Raw genomic sequence first — 18,304 nt, 5'->3', positions numbered from 1 at the left:
CTGCCTTCAGCTCCGCTTAGCCGACCTTTCTTAGCAGCAGGCAGCAGCGATGGCTTTCGTCAGATCAGGGCAAGCGTGGTGCCAGCGGCGTAGCGCGCCGGCACCCTGCCAGGCTCATACGTAGCGGTTGACGACGTTCTCAAGATACTCCTGCCGGCCCGACTTCGGCTGCGGCTCGATCTTCTTCTTGACGACGCGCTCGGCGATCTCTTCCAGCGAACGCTTGCCCGAAAGCATCGCCTTGGCTTCGGCGGATTTCCAGCCGGCGTAACGCTCCTCAAGCGGACCCGAAAGCGCCTTGTCCTCAATCATTTTCGCGGCAGCCTTCAGCCCGCGCGCGCAGCAATCCATCGCGCCGATATGGCCGATCAGCAGATCCTGCGGGTCGAGTGACTGGCGGCGCAGCTTGGCATCGAAATTGGTGCCGCCGGTCTTGAAGCCGCCGCCGGCCAGCACGTGATAATAGGCCAGCGCCATTTCCGGCACATTGTTGGGGAACTGGTCGGTGTCCCAGCCGGACTGGTAGTCGTTGCGGTTCATGTCGATGGAACCGAAGATGCCGAGCGCGTTGGCCAGCGCCAGTTCGTGCTCGAAGGAGTGGCCGGCGAGAATGGCGTGGCCCTGCTCGATATTGACCTTGACCTCCTTCTCCAAGCCGAAATCCTTCAGGAAGCCATAGACCGTCGCAACGTCGTAATCATACTGGTGCTTGGTCGGCTCCTGCGGCTTCGGCTCGATGAGGATCGCGCCCTTGAAGCCGATCTTCTTCTTGTAGTCGACGACCAGCGACAGGAACCGCCCTGCCTGCTCGCGCTCGCGCTTCATGTCGGTGTTGAGCAGCGTCTCATAGCCCTCGCGTCCGCCCCACAATACGTAGTTCTCACCGCCGAGCTTCTTGGTGACGTCGAGGCACTTTTTCACCGTCGCGGCAGCGTAGGCAAAGACATCCGGGTCGGGATTGGTGGCAGCACCTGCCATGAAGCGGCGGTTGGAAAAGAGGTTGGCCGTGCCCCAAAGCAGCTTGACGCCCGTCTGTTTCTGCTTCTGCGCGAAGATGTCGACAATATCATCGAGACGGGCTGCACTTTCGGCGAAAGTATCGGCTTCAGGGCGCACATCCGCATCGTGGAAGCAGTAATAGGGCGCGCCCAGCAGCGAGAACATCTCGAAGGCGACATCGGCCTTCAGCTTGGCATTCTCCATCGTATCGCCGAACCACGGACGCTCGAAGGTCTGGCCACCAAAGGGATCGCCGCCCGGCCAGGCAAAGGAATGCCAGTAGGCAACGGCAAAGCGCAGATGATCCTCCATGCGCTTGCCGAGCACCACTTCGTCCTTGTTGTAGAAGCGGTAGGCCAGCGGGTTGGTGCTGTCGGGGCCTTCATATTTGGCGGGCTTGGCGTCGCCGAAAAAACCGGTGGTCACGATGAAACTCCTCTGATGGCTGGGTAGAGCGCGCGGTAGCGCTGATAGGCGTTCGAATAAGGGTCTGCTTGCCGGGCGTCGGGCTCGATCGTCTCGGCCGTTTCCGGCGCAACACAAACGGCCAGCGGATCGGCGTTCTCCGCCGCGATCAGTCCAAGACGGGCAGCGCCGAAAGCAGCGCCGAAATCGCCGTCCGCCGGGATATCGACCGGCACGCCGAGCGCGGTGGCGATCGATTTCAGCCAGTAGCGCGAGCGCGAACCACCGCCAATCGCCGTGACGCGGGAAAGCGTCGTGCCCGCTGTTTTCAGAGCCTCGAGGCTGTCGCGGAAGGCAAACGACACGCCTTCAAATACCGCCTGCGTGAGCGCCGCACGGTCCGATTCATGGCCAAGGCCGGCAAAGACACCGCGGATCGCCGCATCGTTGTAGGGCGTGCGTTCGCCGGAGAGGTAGGGCAGGAAGGAAACACCGGTCGGTGCTTTCAATTCATCGCCGAGTTCCTGCGTCAGTTCGGCTGCGCTTTTGCCCGTGATCTCGGAAAGCCAGTTGAGCGAATCCGTCGCCGACAAAATGACGCCCATCTGATGCCAAGTATCCGGCAAGGCATGGCAAAAGGTATGGACGGCACTTTCCGGGTTCGGAAGGTAGGAGCCGTTGGAGGCGAAAAGCACGCCGGATGTCCCAAGCGACACAAACGCATGACCCGGCTTGACGATGCCCATGCCGCAGGCAGAGGCCGCATTGTCCCCTGCACCGCCGGCAACGACGACCTTGCCATTAATGCCCCACTTGGCCGCGAGCTCGGCGCGCAGAACGCCCGCTTGCTCGGTGCCCTCGACAAGGCTCGGCATATGCTTTTCATCGAGGTCGGTTGCCGCCAGCAGTTCGGGCGACCAGCGCCGGTTGGCGACGTCGAGCCAAGACGTGCCGGCCGAATCCGACATCTCGGAAATATGCTCGCCCGTCAGCCAGAGCCGCAGAAAATCCTTGGGCAGGACCACCTTCGCGACCTTGGCGAAAACCTCCGGCTCGTTGTTCTTGACCCATGCCAGCTTCGGCGCGGTGAAGCCGGGAAACACGATGTTGCCGGTGATCTTGCGAAAACGCGGATCGGCATCCAGCTTGGCCGCTTCCGCATGGCTGCGCGTGTCATTCCACAGGATGCAGGGCCGCAGCACCTGATCGCGCTCGTCCAGCAGCGTCGCGCCATGCATCTGGCCCGAAAGGCCGATGCCCTTGACCGCGCCAACCTCTTTGGAATGTTTCGCCTTCAGCTCGCCCAAAGCTTCTTCGGTGGCGCGGATCCAGTCGGCGGGGTTCTGCTCCGACCAGCCATGGTGGGGGCGAGAGACATCCAACGCACCGTGCCCGGAGGCCACGATTTTCTGCGCATGGTCCATCAACAGCGCCTTGACGCCGGACGTGCCGAGATCAATTCCGAGATACATCGCTCTCCTCCCGACTGAAGCCAAATGCAGGCAGATGCCGCGCTTCAGACGTATTCGCTTCTTGTGTCAGAGCGACGCAAAGCTGACCTCGCGCCGCAAATCCTCCCGTATTCCTGTTTCATAGCAAATATTGCTGCGCTGGGAAGTATTTTTTCGAGTCTCGTAAAAAATGATTGTTCAAGCAGCCCCTGCTCTCAGCGTCTCGGCGCGCTTGACGAAAAGCTGGGACAATGGGCTGGCCGGGCGCGCATTCGCCCGGTCCGCCGACAGCTTTCCTGCGAGCGCGGCATCGCCCGCCCGCAATGCCGCCTCGATGAGGGTGAGGTCGATAACATCGCGCTGCGCATGACTTCCGCCGAATGTGTGTGCGATCGAAAGCACCGGTTGGAGCAATCGAACGGTGTCGTCGTAGCGCCCTTCCCCGAACGCCTTGAGAGCCAGCGTGACCGGATGGCCGACATCCCGCGTGAAGGCGGCATTGTCGTCGCCAGCCTGCATCGCCTCATGTTGCGCGTCGAGAAGTTCCCTTGCCGGCTCGGAAAGTCCCGCACCGACAAAGGCCATCATCGCGTGGATGTCGTTGAAGGCGTAATTGCCGGCTTTCGCCTTGGGTGCCCAGCTGGCGGCGAGACCGGCCCAGCGCGAACCGACATCGACGCCACCCAGATGCAACCGCCAGAGGATCGCCGAGGCATCGACCATGTTGAGCGCGAGCTGCGAGCGAGCGCCGTAGATCGGCCCGTCATAGAGTGCCAGCACTTCGTCCGTTTCGCCGAGGTCGTAGTGAAACAGTGCCAGGTGCCACCAATTATGCACCTGCAGGAAGCTCTCTTTCGTCCATCCTTCGGTATTGGCTCGCATCCAGGAGATGCCGTCGCGCTGGCGGCTCTGCATTTCCATCACATGGGCGACTGCATGCTGTGCCCAGCCGTCACGCGGCTCGAGGTCTATCGCTGCGCGGCCCAAGGCTTCGGCGCGGGCGTAATCCCCCATTTCCTCGAAGCCGAAAGCCTGCATCCCGAGGATGGCGTGATAGCCGTCCATACCGGCACTCCAGGCAGGCATGGCGCGTGCGAGCCGATCGCGCAGCATCGGCGCGTTGCCGGTGAAGAAATCGATCTGATGACCGGCCTGTAAGGCCAGCGCATCGCGCGGCACCTCCTGCGTCAGATCTTCAAGAACGCGCCCGGCATCGTGCCAGCGCCCGTTGGCGAGATGGCCGAGTGCGGTGACATGCGCGTGTTCGCGGCCCGTTGCGCCAAATTGCGACGCAGCCTCATGACATTCACGCGCAACCACCATGGCCTCGCGCTCTGTAGCGAGGCCGTAGAGATAGCCCTTCAGCACATGCGCCATGACGAAACCGGCATCGACGTCGATCGCCGCATTCACCGACCCGACCGGATCGCCGACGAAGCACTGCAGCTCATGCAAGGCGCGCTGATAATGCGCCAGGCTTTCACGCCCCGCCCCGGAAAGGGTGAGACCGAGAGTGTCCCGCTCCTGCATTTTTTTCTCCCGACGCTGAGACTACCACTGCCACGCAACCACCTGCTTGTGGCATCGCGACAGGATCGATCTTCCCCGCCGGGTTTTCAAGCCGGCACAATGGGGCGGGGCACGCGACGTGCGATGACGCTACGTCAGCAAAAAAGCAACACTTGTAAACCAAACCGCAATTTCGCCGTACACGGTACGGTTGCCTTCATTGCTGGATTATGGCTTTAATGCGGCGGGGTTGAGGCATGGGGATTCTGATTGAGCTCTTCTGATCTATAACAATATTGCATTTGGAGACGGTGATGCGGCACTTCACCTTGGACGACCCGATGCCGGGAATATCGGCTTGGGATTCTGTTTCTCGTACGAGGGGCAGAAAGCGCCGCCTCGGACTTCTGGCCTCTACATCGATCGGTATAGCATTCCTTCAGGCAGCACCGGCCATGGCCGCCTGCACGTTCGTCCCGACAGCCGGCAATGACACTTTCATCTGCGACAGCGGCATATCTCCCGGCGGCCTGACGGACCTTCTCGGCAACAACACGTTGCAGTTTCCGGACGCCGGCACAGGAAATCTTAACGGCAACGTGGCCTTCGGCGACGGCGCCGACCGCATCGAGATGAATTCCGGAACGATCACCGGCACGGTCGACCAGGGCGGTGGCGCTGACAGTTTCATCATCAACGGCGGCGCCGTCACGGGCAATGTTCAGCAAGGCGGCGGCATCGACGATTTCCAGATGACGGGTGGCGTCATCCAGTCGCTCAACCAGGGCGACGCGCTGGATACGTTCTTCATGTCTGATGGCCGCATCGTTGACTTCTTCGATGATGGCGACCGCGCCATCATGACCGGCGGCCGCATCGGCCGCGTCAACATGAAGCTCGACAAGAACTACTTCAACATGTCGGGCGGCACGATCGACCGCAATCTGGTTACGGGCTTCGATCAGGACACCGTCATCATCTCCGGTGGAACGATTGGCGGCAATATCAGCGTCAGCGGCGGCAATGACAGCGTGACCGTCACCGGCGGCAGCATCGGCGGCGACGTGCTGATGAGCTTTGGCTCCGACACCTTCACCTGGGACGGCGGCGGCATCATCTACGGCACGGTGGATCTGGGAGGAGACAACGACACCGCGACGCTGAAAGACCTCACCAATGCCAATCTCGGGGCAACGACGGCCATCACAGGCGGCCTCGGAACCGACAGCCTGACCCTCAATCACGTCCTGACACCTGGCGTCGCCCGCTTCCAGAGCTGGGAAAGCATCGCGGCCACCAACGACACGCAGCTGACCTTCGACGGACAGCTGAAGCTCGGCGACAGCGGAACCGGCACCGGAACGCTCAGCGTCGATGCGACGAGCACGCTCTATGGCGGCGGTTTCAACAGCGGCGTCAGCGCCTTCACTGCCGGTCAGCTTGCCAGCGTCGTCAATTCCGGACGCATCGACCTGACCAATAATGGCGGCGGCACCAGCGACACCTTCACCATAGGCGGCAATTATACCGGCGATGGCGGTTTGCTGCTGCTCGACACCGTTCTTGGCGATGATGCATCCGCTTCCGACAAGCTGGTGATTTCCGATGGCACCGCGTCTGGCACAACAAGCATCAGCATTGTCAATGCTGGCGGTGCTGGGGCGTCCACAACGCAGGACGGGATCCAGGTCGTCGAGGCGGTCAATGGCGCAACCAGCGCCAGCGGTTCTTTCTCGCTCAACGGGCCTGTCGCTGCCGGCGCCTTTGAGTACCTCCTGTTCAAGGGCGGCGTGTCCGACGGCACCAGCGAAAACTGGTATCTGCGCTCGACGCTGGTCGCGCCTCCTCCACCGCCACCGACACCCGAGGAACCAAACCCACCGGCACCGCCGCCGCCGGAGCCAGCACCTGCTCCGCCTCCGCTCGAGCCAACTCCGTCGGAGCCGGACCCAGCTACACAGCCGGTAGAGCCGGAACCGACGCTACCGGCACCGCCGCCTCAGGTAACGCCACCGCCGCCGGTGCCGCCGGAGCCCACTCCGAGCAATCCTGATCCTGTTGATCCGGCACCACCGGTGCAGCCTACCGACCCGGCACCCGTGGCTCCTCCGCCAGCGCCACCGGCACCACCGATCGATCCGCCGCCGGCACCACCGACGCCGCCGACGGAGCCGGCACCTGTACCAGTGCCGACACCGATCAACACCGGCCCCGAGCCGTTGCCGCCGCCTGTTCAACCGGTGCCGCCAACGCCGGGAGCAACACCGGTCATTGCCGAGGTCATTCCGCTCTATCGCATCGAGGTGCCGACCTATTCGGTCCTGCCTCCGGTTGCCTATGAGCTTGGCCTTGCCAATCTCGGCACGTTCCACGAACGCCGCGGTGAGCAGGCCCTATTGCAGGGCGTGGACTTCCTGCCGGTGGTCTGGGGCCGTGTCTTCGGACAGGACAACGAGACCAAATGGTCCGGAACGGTATCCCCGACCTTCGACGGCCATTTGCTCGGCTTCCAGGCCGGCGCGGACCTGTTCGGCTGGGAGAGCTCGTCAGGCCATCGCGATCGTGCCGGCCTGTTCGTCGCTCACTCGAGCATGGACGGCGACATTCGCGGCCAGGCACTCGGCTGGAACGATCTGGCCGTTGGCAAGCTCAATCTCGACGGGACCAGTGTCGGTGCCTACTGGACGCATATCGGCCCGACCGGCTGGTATCTCGACGGCATCGTCATGGGCACCTGGTTCAGCGGCGATGCGACCTCGGATCGCAATGTCGGCGTCGACATCGATGGAAGCGGCGTTGCCGTCTCCCTCGAAGGCGGCTACCCGATCGCCCTGACCGGCACCTGGACGATCGAGCCGCAGGCCCAGATCATCTGGCAGCACTTGTCGTTCGACGATCAGCAGGACCGGTTCTCCACCGTCTCCTTCGATCCGGGCAGCGGTGCCACCGGCCGCCTCGGCGTGCGTCTGCAAGGCGAAATGCCTTTCGGCGACATGAAGCTGCAGCCCTATCTGAAGGCCAATCTCTGGCACGACTTCAAGAGCACCGACACGGTCACCTTCGGCTCGGACGCTATTTCGACCGAGCGCAAGGGAACCGCTCTTGAGCTCGGCGGCGGTGTCGTCGCCAAGCTCACCGACACGGTCAGCCTGTTTGCCACCGCCGACTACACGACCAATCTCGGTGGCGAGAAGACGCGGGTCTTCGAGGGCAATATCGGCCTCAGCGTGAAGTGGTGAGGCCGAACGCATGAAAGCAAAGAGGCGGGCATTGCCCGCCTCTTTTTTATCCCGAACTATGAAATGCTAACTACCGGACCTGACAGCAACAGTCGCGATACCCGCGCCGACAAGCAGCGTGCCGCCGGTCTTGTTGAAGATGCCGATCGCCTTTGGATTGCGGACGAGATTGCGCGCCCGCGCAGCCACCAGCGCGTAGCCGAACGCATTGGCGAAAGCGAGCGCCAGGAAAGTCGTCTCGAAGATCAGCATCTGCGTCAGGAAATCGGCGTTGTGGTCAAGAAACTGCGGCAGGAACGCCACGAAGAAGGTGATGCTCTTCGGGTTCAGCGCCGTCACCAGCCAGGCATGGCCCATCATCTTCGCAGCGGATGCGGCGTCCGTGCGCGGTTCGGCGTTGAGCGTTCCGCCGGCGCGAAACAGCTTTATGCCGAGATAGACCAGATAGGCCGCCCCGATCCATTTGAGGATGGTGAAGACCGTGGCGGATGCGGCCAGCAACGCACCGATGCCGAGCATGGAAAGCGTCATGGCGGTGAAGTCGCCGAGCGCGACACCGACCGCCATCGGAAATGCGGTGCGCCAGCCCTGGCCGAGCGCGTAGGAAACCACCAGGAGAATGGTGGGACCGGGAATGATTAGAAGAACTGCTGACGCGGCCGCGAAGGCTGCCCAGGTTTCAAACGGCATGGAACTCTCCTGTGCTCAAAGGAGAGTATAAATCCTTGCCATCGCGATGAAGTAAAGGGGGAAATTTTGGACGCGAAAAGATCGTCCTTGGGCCGGGTTTTCATGAGAACGCCCGCGCAATCGCAGCCACGATATCGGCAGCGCTGACATTGGCGCCAAGCACCATCGCGGTTGCAATGATCGTTCCGAAAAACAACGCCAGATCCGTCTTGAATGTCACGCTCATGATTCCCTCGCAGCACAGGCGGCGAACCTAGAAACGGGTCCGGTCGAGATTGTGACGCAACGAAGGTGTTGTTGCGTCTTGCAACCCTTCATTGAGGCATTTTGGCGGTCCCGTTCCAGGCGCGCGTCGGCAAGTCCTTGCAAAGTCAGGCGGAAATGCGATTCACGATTTATCAACCACGATTGATGAAAATGCTAACGGCTTTGATCGCAGGGTTTCGCGAATCCCAGAGCGTGTGTGTTCAACCGTGGAAACGTGCCCGTGTCGCAAAATCCAGCCTTGCCGAAATCCATGCCTTCCGACGAACCCGGCCTCATTTCGCGGCGAGCGGCCCTGATCGGGCTTGGCTCGGCTGCACTCCTTGGAACTGCCGGCTGCTCGCGCAGCGTGGATATGTCCGCGCTCCAGCTCGACAATGTCACCACCGGTTCCATCCGGCCGCGCATCAGCGTCGACAAGCAGGTGACGCGCCCGGAGCTGATGTATGCCTCCTTCACCGACAGCGGCAACACGCTACCGGAAATCCCCTTCGCCAAGATCAACCCGAAATTCCGCCGGCAGATCGTCGTCGACCCAACCGGCGAGCAGCCAGGCACGATCGTCGTGCACCTGCAGGAGCGCTTCCTTTATCTCGTGCAGCCGGGCGGCGACGCCATCCGCTACGGCGTCGGCATCGGCAAGGACGGCTTCGTCTGGAACGGCCGTGCCAACATCCAGTACAAGAAGGAGTGGCCGACCTGGACGCCGCCGTCGGAGATGATCGGACGACGCCCGGAGCTGGAAAAATTCCGCGGCGGCCAGCCCGGCGGCCTGACCAACCCGCTCGGCGCGCGCGCGCTCTACATCTTCAAGGACGGCAACGACACGCTGTTCCGCGTCCATGGCTCGCCGGAATGGTGGTCGATCGGCACGGCCGTATCGTCCGGCTGCGTGCGCATGATTAATCAGGATGTCATCGACCTTTACAATCGCGTACCGACCAAGACACCGATCGTGGTCGTCTGACCCCTTCTCTGATCCTCAGAAACAGAAACGCCGGCGGTGATGACCGCCGGCGTTTCTGCTTTAAGTAAACCGATCTCAGGCGTTGGCTGCGACCAGCGCCTTTTCAAGCTTGCCCAGGCCCTCGGCGAGGATCTCGTCGGAGATCGTCAGCGGCATGAGGATGCGGATCGTGTTGGCGTTCACGCCGCAGGAGAGAAGCACCAGACCTTCGGCAAGTGCTGCCGTTGTCACGCGCTTCGTCGCGTCGGCGTCGGGCTCCTCGCTTCCGCGGCCCTTCACGATATCGAACGCGACCATCGCGCCCGGTCCGCGGATGGCTGACATCGCCACCGTGTCGTTGCGCCGGGCAAAGCGGGCCAGTTCGCCCTTGATGCGATCGCCGAGTGAATTGGCGCGATCGATCAGCTTTTCCTCGGCAATCACGTCGAGCACGGCCAGCGCTGCCGCACACGCAATGGGGCTGCCGGCATAGGTGCCGCCAAGACCGCCGGGCTCGGCGGCATCCATGATCTCGGCGCGGCCGATGACGCCCGAAAGCGGGAAGCCGCCGGCAAGCGATTTCGCGATCGTCAGCAGGTCCGGCTCGACGCCGCTGTTTTCGATGCCGAACATCTTGCCGGTGCGGGCAAAGCCGGTCTGGACCTCATCGGCGATCAAAAGGATGCCATGCTGGTCGCAGAGCTTGCGCAGCGCTTCCAGAAGCTCGGTCGGCGCGGGATGGAAACCGCCCTCGCCCTGAACCGGCTCGATGATGAAGGCGGCGACGTTCACCGGGTCCACATCTGCACGGAACAGATACTCGATTGCCTTCAATGTGTCGGCCACCGTCGTGCCGAGCTGCGAAACGGGGAACGGCACATGCCAGATGCCGCCGGGCATCGGTCCGAACTTCTTCTTGTAGGGCGCGACCTTGCCGGTGAGCGCGCTGGTCATCAGCGTGCGGCCGTGGAAAGCGCCGGTGAAGGCAATCACATTGGTGCGCCCGGTGGCAGCACGTGCGATCTTGACCGCGTTCTCGACGGCTTCCGCGCCGGTCGAAAACAGGATGCTCTTGGCTTCGCCCTTGAAAGGAGCCAGCGCGTTCAGCTTCTCGCAGAGCTCGATATAGGGCTCGTAAGGCACGATCTGGAAGGCCGTATGCGTGAAGGCGTCAAGCTGCTCGCGCACGGCGGCAATGACCTTCGGATGGCGATGGCCGGTGTTGAGCACGGCGATGCCGCCGCCGAAATCGACATAGCGCTTGTCATCGACATCCCAGATCTCGGATCCTTCGGCGCGCTTTGCGAATACCGGATAGGCCGTCGCCACGCCGCGCGGTATCGCCGCGACCCGGCGGGACTGGAGAGAAGCATTGCTTGTCATGACATTCCTCATTCAAAAATCGTTCCGCCCATCTATTCGATGCAGCATGCCGGCGGCAACGGTACTCCATGCAGCCAGCGCGAAAGATTGCATGGTTCCAGCGAGGGAGCCGCAATCGATCGGATAATACCCGCTTTTGTGCCAAGCATGTTGCGCCAAACCGGCAAGCGCGCAATCATGCCGCAAACAATTCGAGAGGAATACCTGGATGGCTGCAACATTCGTGATCGCTCAAGGCGGCGGACCTACGGCGGTCATCAACCAGACCATGGTGGGAGCGGTCATCGAAATCCAGAAACGCCACCCGGATGCCCGGATTCTGGGCGCCCGTCACGGCGTGCGCGGCATTCGTGATGGCGACTACGTCGAACTCTCCGACGTACCGGAAGAACAGTTGCGCCGCGTTGGCACGACGCCGGGCGCCGCCCTCGGCAGCACTCGCGACAAACCGGATGCGGCCTATTGCGAGCTCGTGTTTGCCGGCCTGAAAAAGGTAGGCGCGGACGCCTTCATCTATATCGGCGGCAACGATACGGCGGGCACGCAGCAGATACTGGCCGATGCTTCGGGCGGCTCGATCGCCTTCGTCCATGCACCCAAGACGATCGACAACGACCTCGTCGAGAACGACCACACGCCGGGTTTCATTTCCGCCGGCGAATTCGTCGCCGGCGCGTTTCTGAGCGTCGATCTCGATTTCCGCGCTTTGCCCGGTGTCTATGTCGGCATCGTCATGGGCCGTCACGCCGGCTTCCTGACCGCCGCTGCCGCTGCCTGGCGCGATGACGAGGACAGCGGCCCGCATCTTCTCTACGTGCCGGAGCGGGCTTTTTCAGTGCCGCGCTTCATCAATGACGTCCGCGCCACGCTCGGCCGCTACAAGCGCTGCATCGTTGCCGTCTCCGAAGGCGTGAGCACGGCGGATGGCAAATCACTGGTGGAAAGCATTGTGCCGCCCGATCGCCTCGAGCGCGACGCCCATGGCAATCTGAAACTGTCCGGCGGCGATCTCGGCCTCGCCTTCGAGCATGCGCTGCGCGACGGCCTGCCCGGAACGCGGGCCCGTGTCGATGCACTGGGCTACATGCCGCGCGGCTATATCGGCGCGATCAACGACACCGACTCTCACGAGGCGTTCAACGCCGGTGCGTTTGCCGTGGAAGCCGCAGCACAGGGCGGCGGTTCGGTCGCCCTCCAGTTCGACGGCAACAAGACGGTGATGAAGCTGGTTCCGCTTTCAGCCGTGGCGGGCAAGACCCGCCACATGCCCGACGATTTCCTGAAGCCGGATATCAACGAGCTTTCCGACAAGGGTATCGCCTATCTGAACCGGCTGGTGCCGGGGAAGTATCAGGTCGGCAAGCCCTTCGTTTAGATCGTTTCCACCTCAGGCAGAATTGCCCCTCATCCCGCTGCCGCGACCTTCTCCCCGTATAGTGACGGGGAGAAGGAGGCTGGCCGCAACGCTGGCGACCCCCTCTCCCCGTTCTTCACGGGGAGAGGGTAAGGGTGAGGGCTGTTTCCATCAAGACCGGAACCGTCTAAAGACCACTCACTTCGCCGGATGTGCCGCCAGCCATTCGTTGAGCTGCTTGATCTCGCCTTCTTGCGCCTTGATGATGTCTTCGGAAAGCTTGCGGATTTCCGGGTCCTTGCCGTATTCGAGCTGAACCTTGGCCATGTCTATGGCAGCCTGGTGATGCGGGATCATGCCGCGCGCGAAATCGATGTCGGGATCGCCCGTATAATCCACCGAGCCCATCGCCTCGTGCATCGCGTCCATCGCCTTTATATAGCCCTTGGCCGCGGGCGTCTCCGCCCCGGCGGTAGCCGCCATGCCGCTCATATTATGGCCGCTATGGTCAGTCTGCGCGAGTGCGGCCCCGGCTATGCCGGCACCCAGCAAAAGGGCAGCCGAAAGCGCTACGAGCTTGCGTTGTGAAGTCATGGAAATCTCCTGTTTCAGTGCTTGGAAGGGGATGAATGTTCCGCCGCCTCGGCAGGCGAAGGATCGCGCGGTGCTTTGCCGGAAAGATCGTCGAGTATCGGGCAATCGGGCCGCGCATCGCCGTGGCAATTGTGGACGAGGTGCTGCAGCACACCACGAAGCTCGATGAGTTCGGCAATCTTGCGGTCGACTTCGCCGAGCTTGACCTCGGCCATAGCCTTCACATCCGCGCTCTCGCGGGCTGTATCGCCATAAAGCGACAGAAGCTGGCGGCATTCCTCGACCGAGAAACCGAGGCTGCGCGAACGCTGCAGGAATTTCAGTCGATGCACATCGCTCGATGAATAGTCGCGGTAGCCGTTTTCGGCGCGGCCGGGCTTGAGCAGCCCGATATCCTCGTAATAGCGGATCGTCTTGGCCGGAAGGCCGGAGCGGTCGGATGCGTCACCGATATTCATGGTTCTCGTCTCCAGAAATTCAAAGCTTCAGCGTCCTGAGCCGCAGCGCATTGGCAATCACCGACACCGACGACAGGCTCATCGCGGCAGCGGCCAGCATTGGCGACAGCAACATCCCGAAGATCGGATAGAGCACGCCCGCCGCCACCGGCACGCCGAGCAGATTGTAGATGAAGGCGAAGAACAGGTTCTGCTTGATGTTGCGGATCGTCGCCTGCGCCAGCGTGCGGGCCCGCACGATGCCGTTGAGATCACCCTTCACCAGCGTGATACCCGCACTTTCCACGGCGACGTCGGCCCCGGTTCCCATGGCAATGCCGACATCGGCAGCCGCAAGCGCCGGCGCGTCGTTGACGCCATCGCCGGCCATGGCGATCCTGGCACCCTTGGCGCGCAGTTCGTCTACCAGCGCTTTCTTGCCTTCCGGCAGGACATCGGCGCGAACCTCATCGATGCCGAGCTTGGCGGCGACCGCTTTGGCCGTGCGCTCATTGTCGCCGGTGGCCATGATGATCTTCAGCCCGCTTTCATGCAGCGCCTTGATCGCCTCGACCGTGGTCTTCTTGATCGGATCGGCGACAGCGACGATGCCGGCAAGCTTGCCATCGACGGCGACGAACATCGCCGTCTTGCCGTCGGCCCGGAGTGCATCCGCCTTGGCACTCAATTCGCCAGCGTTGACCTTGATCTCTTTCAGCATCGCGGCATTGCCGAGCACGACATGCTTTGCGCCAACGACGCCCCGGACACCCTTGCCCGTCACCGCCTCGAAATCCTTGGCCTCAAGCAGTTTCACGCCGCGCGTCTTGGCACCTTCAACGATCGCGTCAGCCAGCGGATGCTCGGAGCCTTTTTCCAGCGTCGCGGCAAGCGCCAGCAGTTCGTCCTCGGCGAAACCATTCACCGTGACCACATCGGTCAGCACCGGTCTGCCTTCGGTCAGTGTGCCGGTCTTGTCGACGATCAGTGTGTCCACGCCGGCGAAACGCTCCAGCGCTTCCGCATCCTTGATCAGCACGCCGGCATGCGCGCCTCTGCCCGTCGCGGTCATGATCGACATGGGTGTGGCAAGCCCGAGCGCACAGGGACAAGCAATGATCAGCACCGAAACCGCCGAGACGATGGCGAAGATCATGCTCGGCTCCGGCCCGAACAGCGCCCACACTATGAAGGCGGCGATCGCCACCAGCACCACCGCCGGCACGAAATAATAGGCGACGCGATCGGCCAACCCCTGGATCGGCGCACGCGAACGCTGCGCCTTGGCGACCAGCTCAACGATCTGCGAAAGCACCGTGTCCGCGCCGACCTTTTCGGCCTTGATGATCAGCGAGCCATTCTTGTTGATCGTGCCGCCGGTAACGCGGTCGCCGGTGGTCTTTTCGAGCGGCACGGCCTCACCGGTGATCATCGATTCATCGATCGAGGAACGGCCCTCGAGCACAGACCCGTCGACAGGAACGCTGTCGCCCGGCCGGACACGCAGCCGGTCGCCGGTCTTGACCTCTTCCAGCGGCACGTCGGCTTCCGACCCGTCGGCATGGATCAATCGTGCGGTCTTCGGCGCAAGGTCGAGCAGCGCCCTGATGGCAGAACCGGTGCGCTCGCGCGCCTTCAGCTCAAGCACCTGACCAAGAAACACCAGCGCGATGATGACGGCCGCCGCCTCGAAATAGACGGGAACCGCCCCACCGTGACCCCGGAATGTGTGCGGGAACGCATCGGGAAACAGCGTCGCCACGACACTGTAGAGATAGGCCGCGCCAACGCCGAGCGAGATCAGCGTCCACATGTTCGGGCTGCGATTGACGATCGATTCCCAACCGCGATGGAAGAAGGGCAGCGCCGCCCACAACACGACCGGCGTGGCCAGCGCGAGCTCGATCCAGACCGCAAGCTTTTCGCCGAACCAGTCGCGCACCGGCAGGCCAACCATCGGCCCCATAGTCAGGATCAGAAGCGGGATCGAGAGCGCGGCACTGACCCAGAAACGATGCGTGAAATCGACAAGCTCGGGGTTCGGCCCCTCGTCACCTGTAGGAACGCCCATCGGCTCCAGCGCCATGCCGCATTTCGGGCAGGAACCGGGCTTGTCACGGACGATCTCAGGATGCATCGGGCAGGTATATTGCGTACCCTTCGGCATCGCCTGCGGCGCCGGGCGGTCGCCCAGATATTTTGCCGGCTCAGCCTCGAACTTCGTCTTGCAACCCGCCGAGCAGAAGTAGAAGCCCTGCCCTTCGTGGCGGGCAAAATGCTTGGCCGTTGCACGGCTGACCTTCATGCCGCAGACAGGATCGACGGCTTCGAGATAGGCATCGGGGGCCTTGGTGAACTTCTCGCGGCAGGAGGCGCTGCAGAAATGATAGACGTGCCCGCCATATTGCGCCGTCGGCTTTCCCGCCGCCGGATCGACGGTCATGCCGCAGACCGGATCACGAACGACCTCGGCGGCAGCGTTTCCGCCATGCGCGCCGCAGCAATTTGCGTGTTCGTGATGATGATCCATGACTTCAATTCCCATGCCGGTCTTATGTAGGAACTGAACGTAAGGCTTCCAGCAACTGGAAGGTCAAGGCCTATTCCTTTTATTTCGGAACGATTGACAAAGGGGTGAAGTTACCCCTTCAGAGAATCCACCCAAATCAATGAGAGAAAGGATTCGCAATGAAACGCGTCGAGCTTTTGGCTCGCCTGAAATCAGCGCAAGTACATGATCTTTATAGGGGCAAGGACATCACAACCCTGACCGCCTTCATGAACAACACGGAACTTGAAAAGCACATCCAGAGCTTCGAAAAAGGTATCGAAGCCTCCGGGGACAGGCGCGCTAAAACGGCGAATGCCTGAGATCAGGTGACGGCTGCGCGAACCGCGAAGCGCTCCTGCTTCCAGCTGCCGGTCTTCAGGATATCGTGCAGGATCGCCACCGCATCCCAAACATCGCGATAGCCGACATAGAGCGGCGTGAAGCCGAAGCGCATGACATTGGGCGCACGGAAATCGCCGATGACACCGCGATCGATCAGCGCCTGCATGATCTCATAGGCATTCTGGTGCGCAAACGACACCTGGCTGCCGCGCCGTGCGCCTTCCCGCGGCCCGACCAGCGTAACGCCATATTCGCTGCAGCGTGCCTCCACCAGTTCGATGAACAGGTCAGTCAGCGCGATGCTCTTCTGGCGCAGAAGCGTCATATCGACATCGTCCCAAACATCGAGCGCGCCCTTCAAGGCTCGCAAAGACAGGATCGGCTGCGTACCGCATAGAAAGCGTCGAATGCCCGAGCCGGCCTGATAGCCCTGCTCGAAGGCAAAGGGCTTGGCATGACCCCACCAGCCGGTCAGCGGCTGGCGGATATGTTCGTGATGACGCTTGGCCGCATAGATGAACGCCGGCGCACCGGGGCCGCCATTGAGATATTTATAAGTGCAGCCAACGGCGAAATCCGCATTGGCACCGTCAAGATCGACCGGCAGCGCGCCGGCGCTATGGCACAGGTCCCAGATGATAACCGCGCCTGCTTCATGCGCCTTGCGGGTGAGCGCTGCCATGTCGCACAGCTCACCGCTCTTGTAGTTCACGTGATTTACCAGAACCACGGCAACCTGCTCGTCTATCAAATCCTCGATCGCCGGTGCATCGACGCCTTCGAGGCGGATGGTGACACCCGGCCGCGTCGCGGCGACACCTTCGGCCATGTAGATGTCGGTCGGGAAACTGCCGCCTTCGGCAACGATCACCGAGCGCTCCGGCCGCAGCCAGAGCGCGGCGTGAAGTGCCTTGTAGATATTGACCGAGGTGGTGTCGCAAACCACCGTTTCGCCGGCGGCAGCGCCGATCAGGCGACCGACGCTGTCGCCCAGCTGTTCGGCGAGTTCGAACCAGCCGGCGCGGTTCCAGCTGCGGATCAGGCCGTCGGCCCATTCCTCGCGCGCTGCTTTGTCGAGTTCGGCGAAAGCGCTCTTTGGCGCTGCACCCAGCGAGTTGCCGTCGAGATAGATGACGCCCTGCGGCAGCACGAAACGATCGCGCATATGGCGCAAAGGATCGGCAGCATCACGCGCTTCTATGGCGGCATGATCGGGAACTGCACTCATGATCGACAACCCTCGTTTTTTCGCGCGCGGATGCTGCTTCAGCCTATCGTGCAGGGGATCATACGAGCCCGATATCACCTGTCAATATTATATATAATTTCTGCAATCGACAGCTATGATATATAAGGCAACGATCAGAACCAATGGACCAGCCCATGGATGGCGAGCACATCAGCAAGACCGAAGCGGCCTACCGCACTTTGCGTCGCGACATATTGTCGACGCGCCTTGGTCCCGGCACGCCGCTGAAACTCGGCGCATTGCGCATCGCCTACAGCATCGGCTGGACGCCCTTGCGCGAGGCCCTGTCACGGCTCGAGGCCGAGCGGCTGGTAACGGCGGTCAGCAATCGCGGCTTTGCCGTCGCAAAGGTGTCCAGGGAGGAACTGGAAGATCTGACCCGCGCGCGCCTGCTGATCGAGGTGCCGTTGTTCGTGGAATCGATCCGGAATGGCGGCAGCGATTGGGAAGCGTCCGTCATCACCGCCCATTATCGCCTGTCCCGCTGCACACTTGCAGTCGAAAATCCTTCGGAAACAGCACTCGACGACTGGGATGAAAAGCATCAGGCATTTCACGATGCCTTGCTTGGCGCGGCTACGTCAGCCTGGCTTCTGCGTTTCCAGGAAACGATCTCCGATCAATTGCGCCGCCACCATCGCTTCCTCAGCCTCGCCCCGATGCTGCGGGCAGCGGCCGGGCAGGAACATGGACATGAACAGGCGCTGGCCGCACTGCGCGATGCCACGGCCATCGAACATCATACGCATCTGATGGAAGCCGCATTGGACCGCGACATTGAGCGGGCCAAGGCGCTGATGACCGAGCACATCGGCTATACGCTCGATGTTTACGCACGGTCGGAGGAAAAGCCGACGAGCACGAAGCGCCGCCGCCGCCCAAAGTGATCAG

The 18,304-nt window shown here is 62.1% G+C and carries 15 protein-coding genes; 5 read left to right on the top strand and 10 right to left on the bottom strand.

The window, feature by feature from the left end; genetic code table 11:
* Positions 1-114 precede the first annotated feature (114 nt).
* From xylA to G6N74_RS23095, 3 genes are all read right to left on the bottom strand, one after another.
* Complete coding sequence (gene xylA / locus G6N74_RS23105) at positions 115-1,425, bottom strand: xylose isomerase (RefSeq protein ID WP_165120362.1); 1,311 nt, start codon at positions 1,423-1,425, stop codon at positions 115-117.
* On the bottom strand, positions 1,422-2,876 hold the full coding sequence (gene xylB, locus G6N74_RS23100; protein ID WP_165120361.1) for a xylulokinase: 1,455 nt from the start codon (positions 2,874-2,876) through the stop codon (positions 1,422-1,424). Before xylB ends, xylA begins: the two co-directional genes overlap by 4 nt.
* A 177-nt stretch (positions 2,877-3,053) precedes the next feature.
* Complete coding sequence (locus G6N74_RS23095; protein WP_165120360.1) at positions 3,054-4,385, bottom strand: tetratricopeptide repeat protein; 1,332 nt, start codon at positions 4,383-4,385, stop codon at positions 3,054-3,056.
* Positions 4,386-4,705: 320 nt separating this feature from the next.
* Here G6N74_RS23095 and G6N74_RS23090 point away from each other — a divergent pair, with 320 nt between their 5' ends.
* Entirely contained in the window at positions 4,706-7,603 is a 2,898-nt protein-coding gene (locus G6N74_RS23090; RefSeq protein WP_376767742.1) for an autotransporter family protein, read from the top strand.
* 66 nt (positions 7,604-7,669) lie between these two features.
* Here G6N74_RS23090 and G6N74_RS23085 read toward each other — a convergent pair whose 3' ends face one another.
* Both G6N74_RS23085 and G6N74_RS31260 read right to left on the bottom strand, forming a co-directional pair.
* Positions 7,670-8,293: a LysE family translocator gene (locus G6N74_RS23085; protein ID WP_165120358.1), complete on the bottom strand. Its 624-nt coding sequence runs from the start codon at positions 8,291-8,293 to the stop codon at positions 7,670-7,672.
* Positions 8,294-8,393: 100 nt separating this feature from the next.
* On the bottom strand, positions 8,394-8,519 hold the full coding sequence (locus tag G6N74_RS31260; protein WP_281354028.1) for a hypothetical protein: 126 nt from the start codon (positions 8,517-8,519) through the stop codon (positions 8,394-8,396).
* A gap of 291 nt (positions 8,520-8,810) precedes the next feature.
* Between G6N74_RS31260 and G6N74_RS23080 the strand changes: the two genes are divergently transcribed.
* Positions 8,811-9,524: a L,D-transpeptidase gene (locus G6N74_RS23080; protein WP_165120425.1), complete on the top strand. Its 714-nt coding sequence runs from the start codon at positions 8,811-8,813 to the stop codon at positions 9,522-9,524.
* Positions 9,525-9,599: 75 nt separating this feature from the next.
* On the opposite strand, the gene gabT is transcribed toward G6N74_RS23080, so the two are convergent.
* Positions 9,600-10,886 (bottom strand): 4-aminobutyrate--2-oxoglutarate transaminase, encoded by a 1,287-nt coding sequence (gene gabT, locus G6N74_RS23075; protein WP_165120357.1) that lies wholly within the window; start codon positions 10,884-10,886, stop codon positions 9,600-9,602.
* Positions 10,887-11,094: 208 nt separating this feature from the next.
* Between gabT and G6N74_RS23070 the strand changes: the two genes are divergently transcribed.
* Positions 11,095-12,261 carry a diphosphate--fructose-6-phosphate 1-phosphotransferase gene (locus G6N74_RS23070; RefSeq protein WP_165120356.1) on the top strand — a complete coding sequence of 389 codons (1,167 nt, stop codon included), beginning with the start codon at positions 11,095-11,097 and terminating at the stop codon, positions 12,259-12,261.
* A 177-nt stretch (positions 12,262-12,438) separates the two neighbouring features.
* Here G6N74_RS23070 and copM read toward each other — a convergent pair whose 3' ends face one another.
* The 3 genes from copM to G6N74_RS23055 are packed head-to-tail and all read right to left on the bottom strand — an operon-like array spanning position 12,439 to position 15,801.
* A complete protein-coding gene (copM, locus tag G6N74_RS23065; RefSeq protein ID WP_165120355.1) occupies positions 12,439-12,834 on the bottom strand; it encodes a CopM family metallochaperone in 396 nt (131 codons plus the stop codon).
* Between the two features lie 14 nt (positions 12,835-12,848).
* Positions 12,849-13,292: a Cu(I)-responsive transcriptional regulator gene (gene cueR, locus G6N74_RS23060; protein WP_165120354.1), complete on the bottom strand. Its 444-nt coding sequence runs from the start codon at positions 13,290-13,292 to the stop codon at positions 12,849-12,851.
* Between the two features lie 19 nt (positions 13,293-13,311).
* The gene (locus tag G6N74_RS23055; RefSeq protein WP_165120353.1) at positions 13,312-15,801 is read right to left on the bottom strand and encodes a heavy metal translocating P-type ATPase; all 2,490 of its coding nucleotides are present in this window, start codon (positions 15,799-15,801) and stop codon (positions 13,312-13,314) included.
* 158 nt (positions 15,802-15,959) lie between these two features.
* On the opposite strand from G6N74_RS23055, the gene G6N74_RS23050 reads away from it, so the two are divergent.
* On the top strand, positions 15,960-16,142 hold the full coding sequence (locus tag G6N74_RS23050) for a hypothetical protein (protein ID WP_165120352.1): 183 nt from the start codon (positions 15,960-15,962) through the stop codon (positions 16,140-16,142).
* 2 nt (positions 16,143-16,144) lie between these two features.
* Here the strand turns inward: G6N74_RS23050 and kynU are convergent, their stop codons facing one another.
* Complete coding sequence (gene kynU / locus G6N74_RS23045) at positions 16,145-17,392, bottom strand: kynureninase (protein WP_165120351.1); 1,248 nt, start codon at positions 17,390-17,392, stop codon at positions 16,145-16,147.
* A gap of 143 nt (positions 17,393-17,535) precedes the next feature.
* Here kynU and G6N74_RS23040 point away from each other — a divergent pair, with 143 nt between their 5' ends.
* Positions 17,536-18,300 carry a GntR family transcriptional regulator gene (locus G6N74_RS23040; RefSeq protein WP_246245895.1) on the top strand — a complete coding sequence of 255 codons (765 nt, stop codon included), beginning with the start codon at positions 17,536-17,538 and terminating at the stop codon, positions 18,298-18,300.
* Positions 18,301-18,304: the final 4 nt, after the last annotated feature.

Source organism: Mesorhizobium zhangyense, assembly GCF_011045115.1.
Taxonomy (GTDB): Bacteria; Pseudomonadota; Alphaproteobacteria; order Rhizobiales; family Rhizobiaceae; genus Mesorhizobium_M; species Mesorhizobium_M zhangyense.
Note: the sequence above shows the minus strand (reverse complement) of the source record. Positions and strands in the feature narration are given on the sequence as shown.

Coding starts and splice junctions, on each gene's coding strand:
- G6N74_RS23070 (WP_165120356.1), top strand. CDS start 11,095: ATGGCTGCAACATTCGTGATCGCTCAAGGCGGCGGACCTACGGCGGTC.
- copM (WP_165120355.1), bottom strand. CDS start 12,834: ATGACTTCACAACGCAAGCTCGTAGCGCTTTCGGCTGCCCTTTTGCTG.
- G6N74_RS23055 (WP_165120353.1), bottom strand. CDS start 15,801: ATGGATCATCATCACGAACACGCAAATTGCTGCGGCGCGCATGGCGGA.
- G6N74_RS23085 (WP_165120358.1), bottom strand. CDS start 8,293: ATGCCGTTTGAAACCTGGGCAGCCTTCGCGGCCGCGTCAGCAGTTCTT.
- G6N74_RS23095 (WP_165120360.1), bottom strand. CDS start 4,385: ATGCAGGAGCGGGACACTCTCGGTCTCACCCTTTCCGGGGCGGGGCGT.
- G6N74_RS23050 (WP_165120352.1), top strand. CDS start 15,960: ATGAAACGCGTCGAGCTTTTGGCTCGCCTGAAATCAGCGCAAGTACAT.
- xylB (WP_165120361.1), bottom strand. CDS start 2,876: ATGTATCTCGGAATTGATCTCGGCACGTCCGGCGTCAAGGCGCTGTTG.
- gabT (WP_165120357.1), bottom strand. CDS start 10,886: ATGACAAGCAATGCTTCTCTCCAGTCCCGCCGGGTCGCGGCGATACCG.
- G6N74_RS31260 (WP_281354028.1), bottom strand. CDS start 8,519: ATGAGCGTGACATTCAAGACGGATCTGGCGTTGTTTTTCGGAACGATC.
- G6N74_RS23090 (WP_376767742.1), top strand. CDS start 4,706: ATGCCGGGAATATCGGCTTGGGATTCTGTTTCTCGTACGAGGGGCAGA.
- G6N74_RS23040 (WP_246245895.1), top strand. CDS start 17,536: ATGGACCAGCCCATGGATGGCGAGCACATCAGCAAGACCGAAGCGGCC.
- cueR (WP_165120354.1), bottom strand. CDS start 13,292: ATGAATATCGGTGACGCATCCGACCGCTCCGGCCTTCCGGCCAAGACG.
- kynU (WP_165120351.1), bottom strand. CDS start 17,392: ATGAGTGCAGTTCCCGATCATGCCGCCATAGAAGCGCGTGATGCTGCC.
- G6N74_RS23080 (WP_165120425.1), top strand. CDS start 8,811: ATGCCTTCCGACGAACCCGGCCTCATTTCGCGGCGAGCGGCCCTGATC.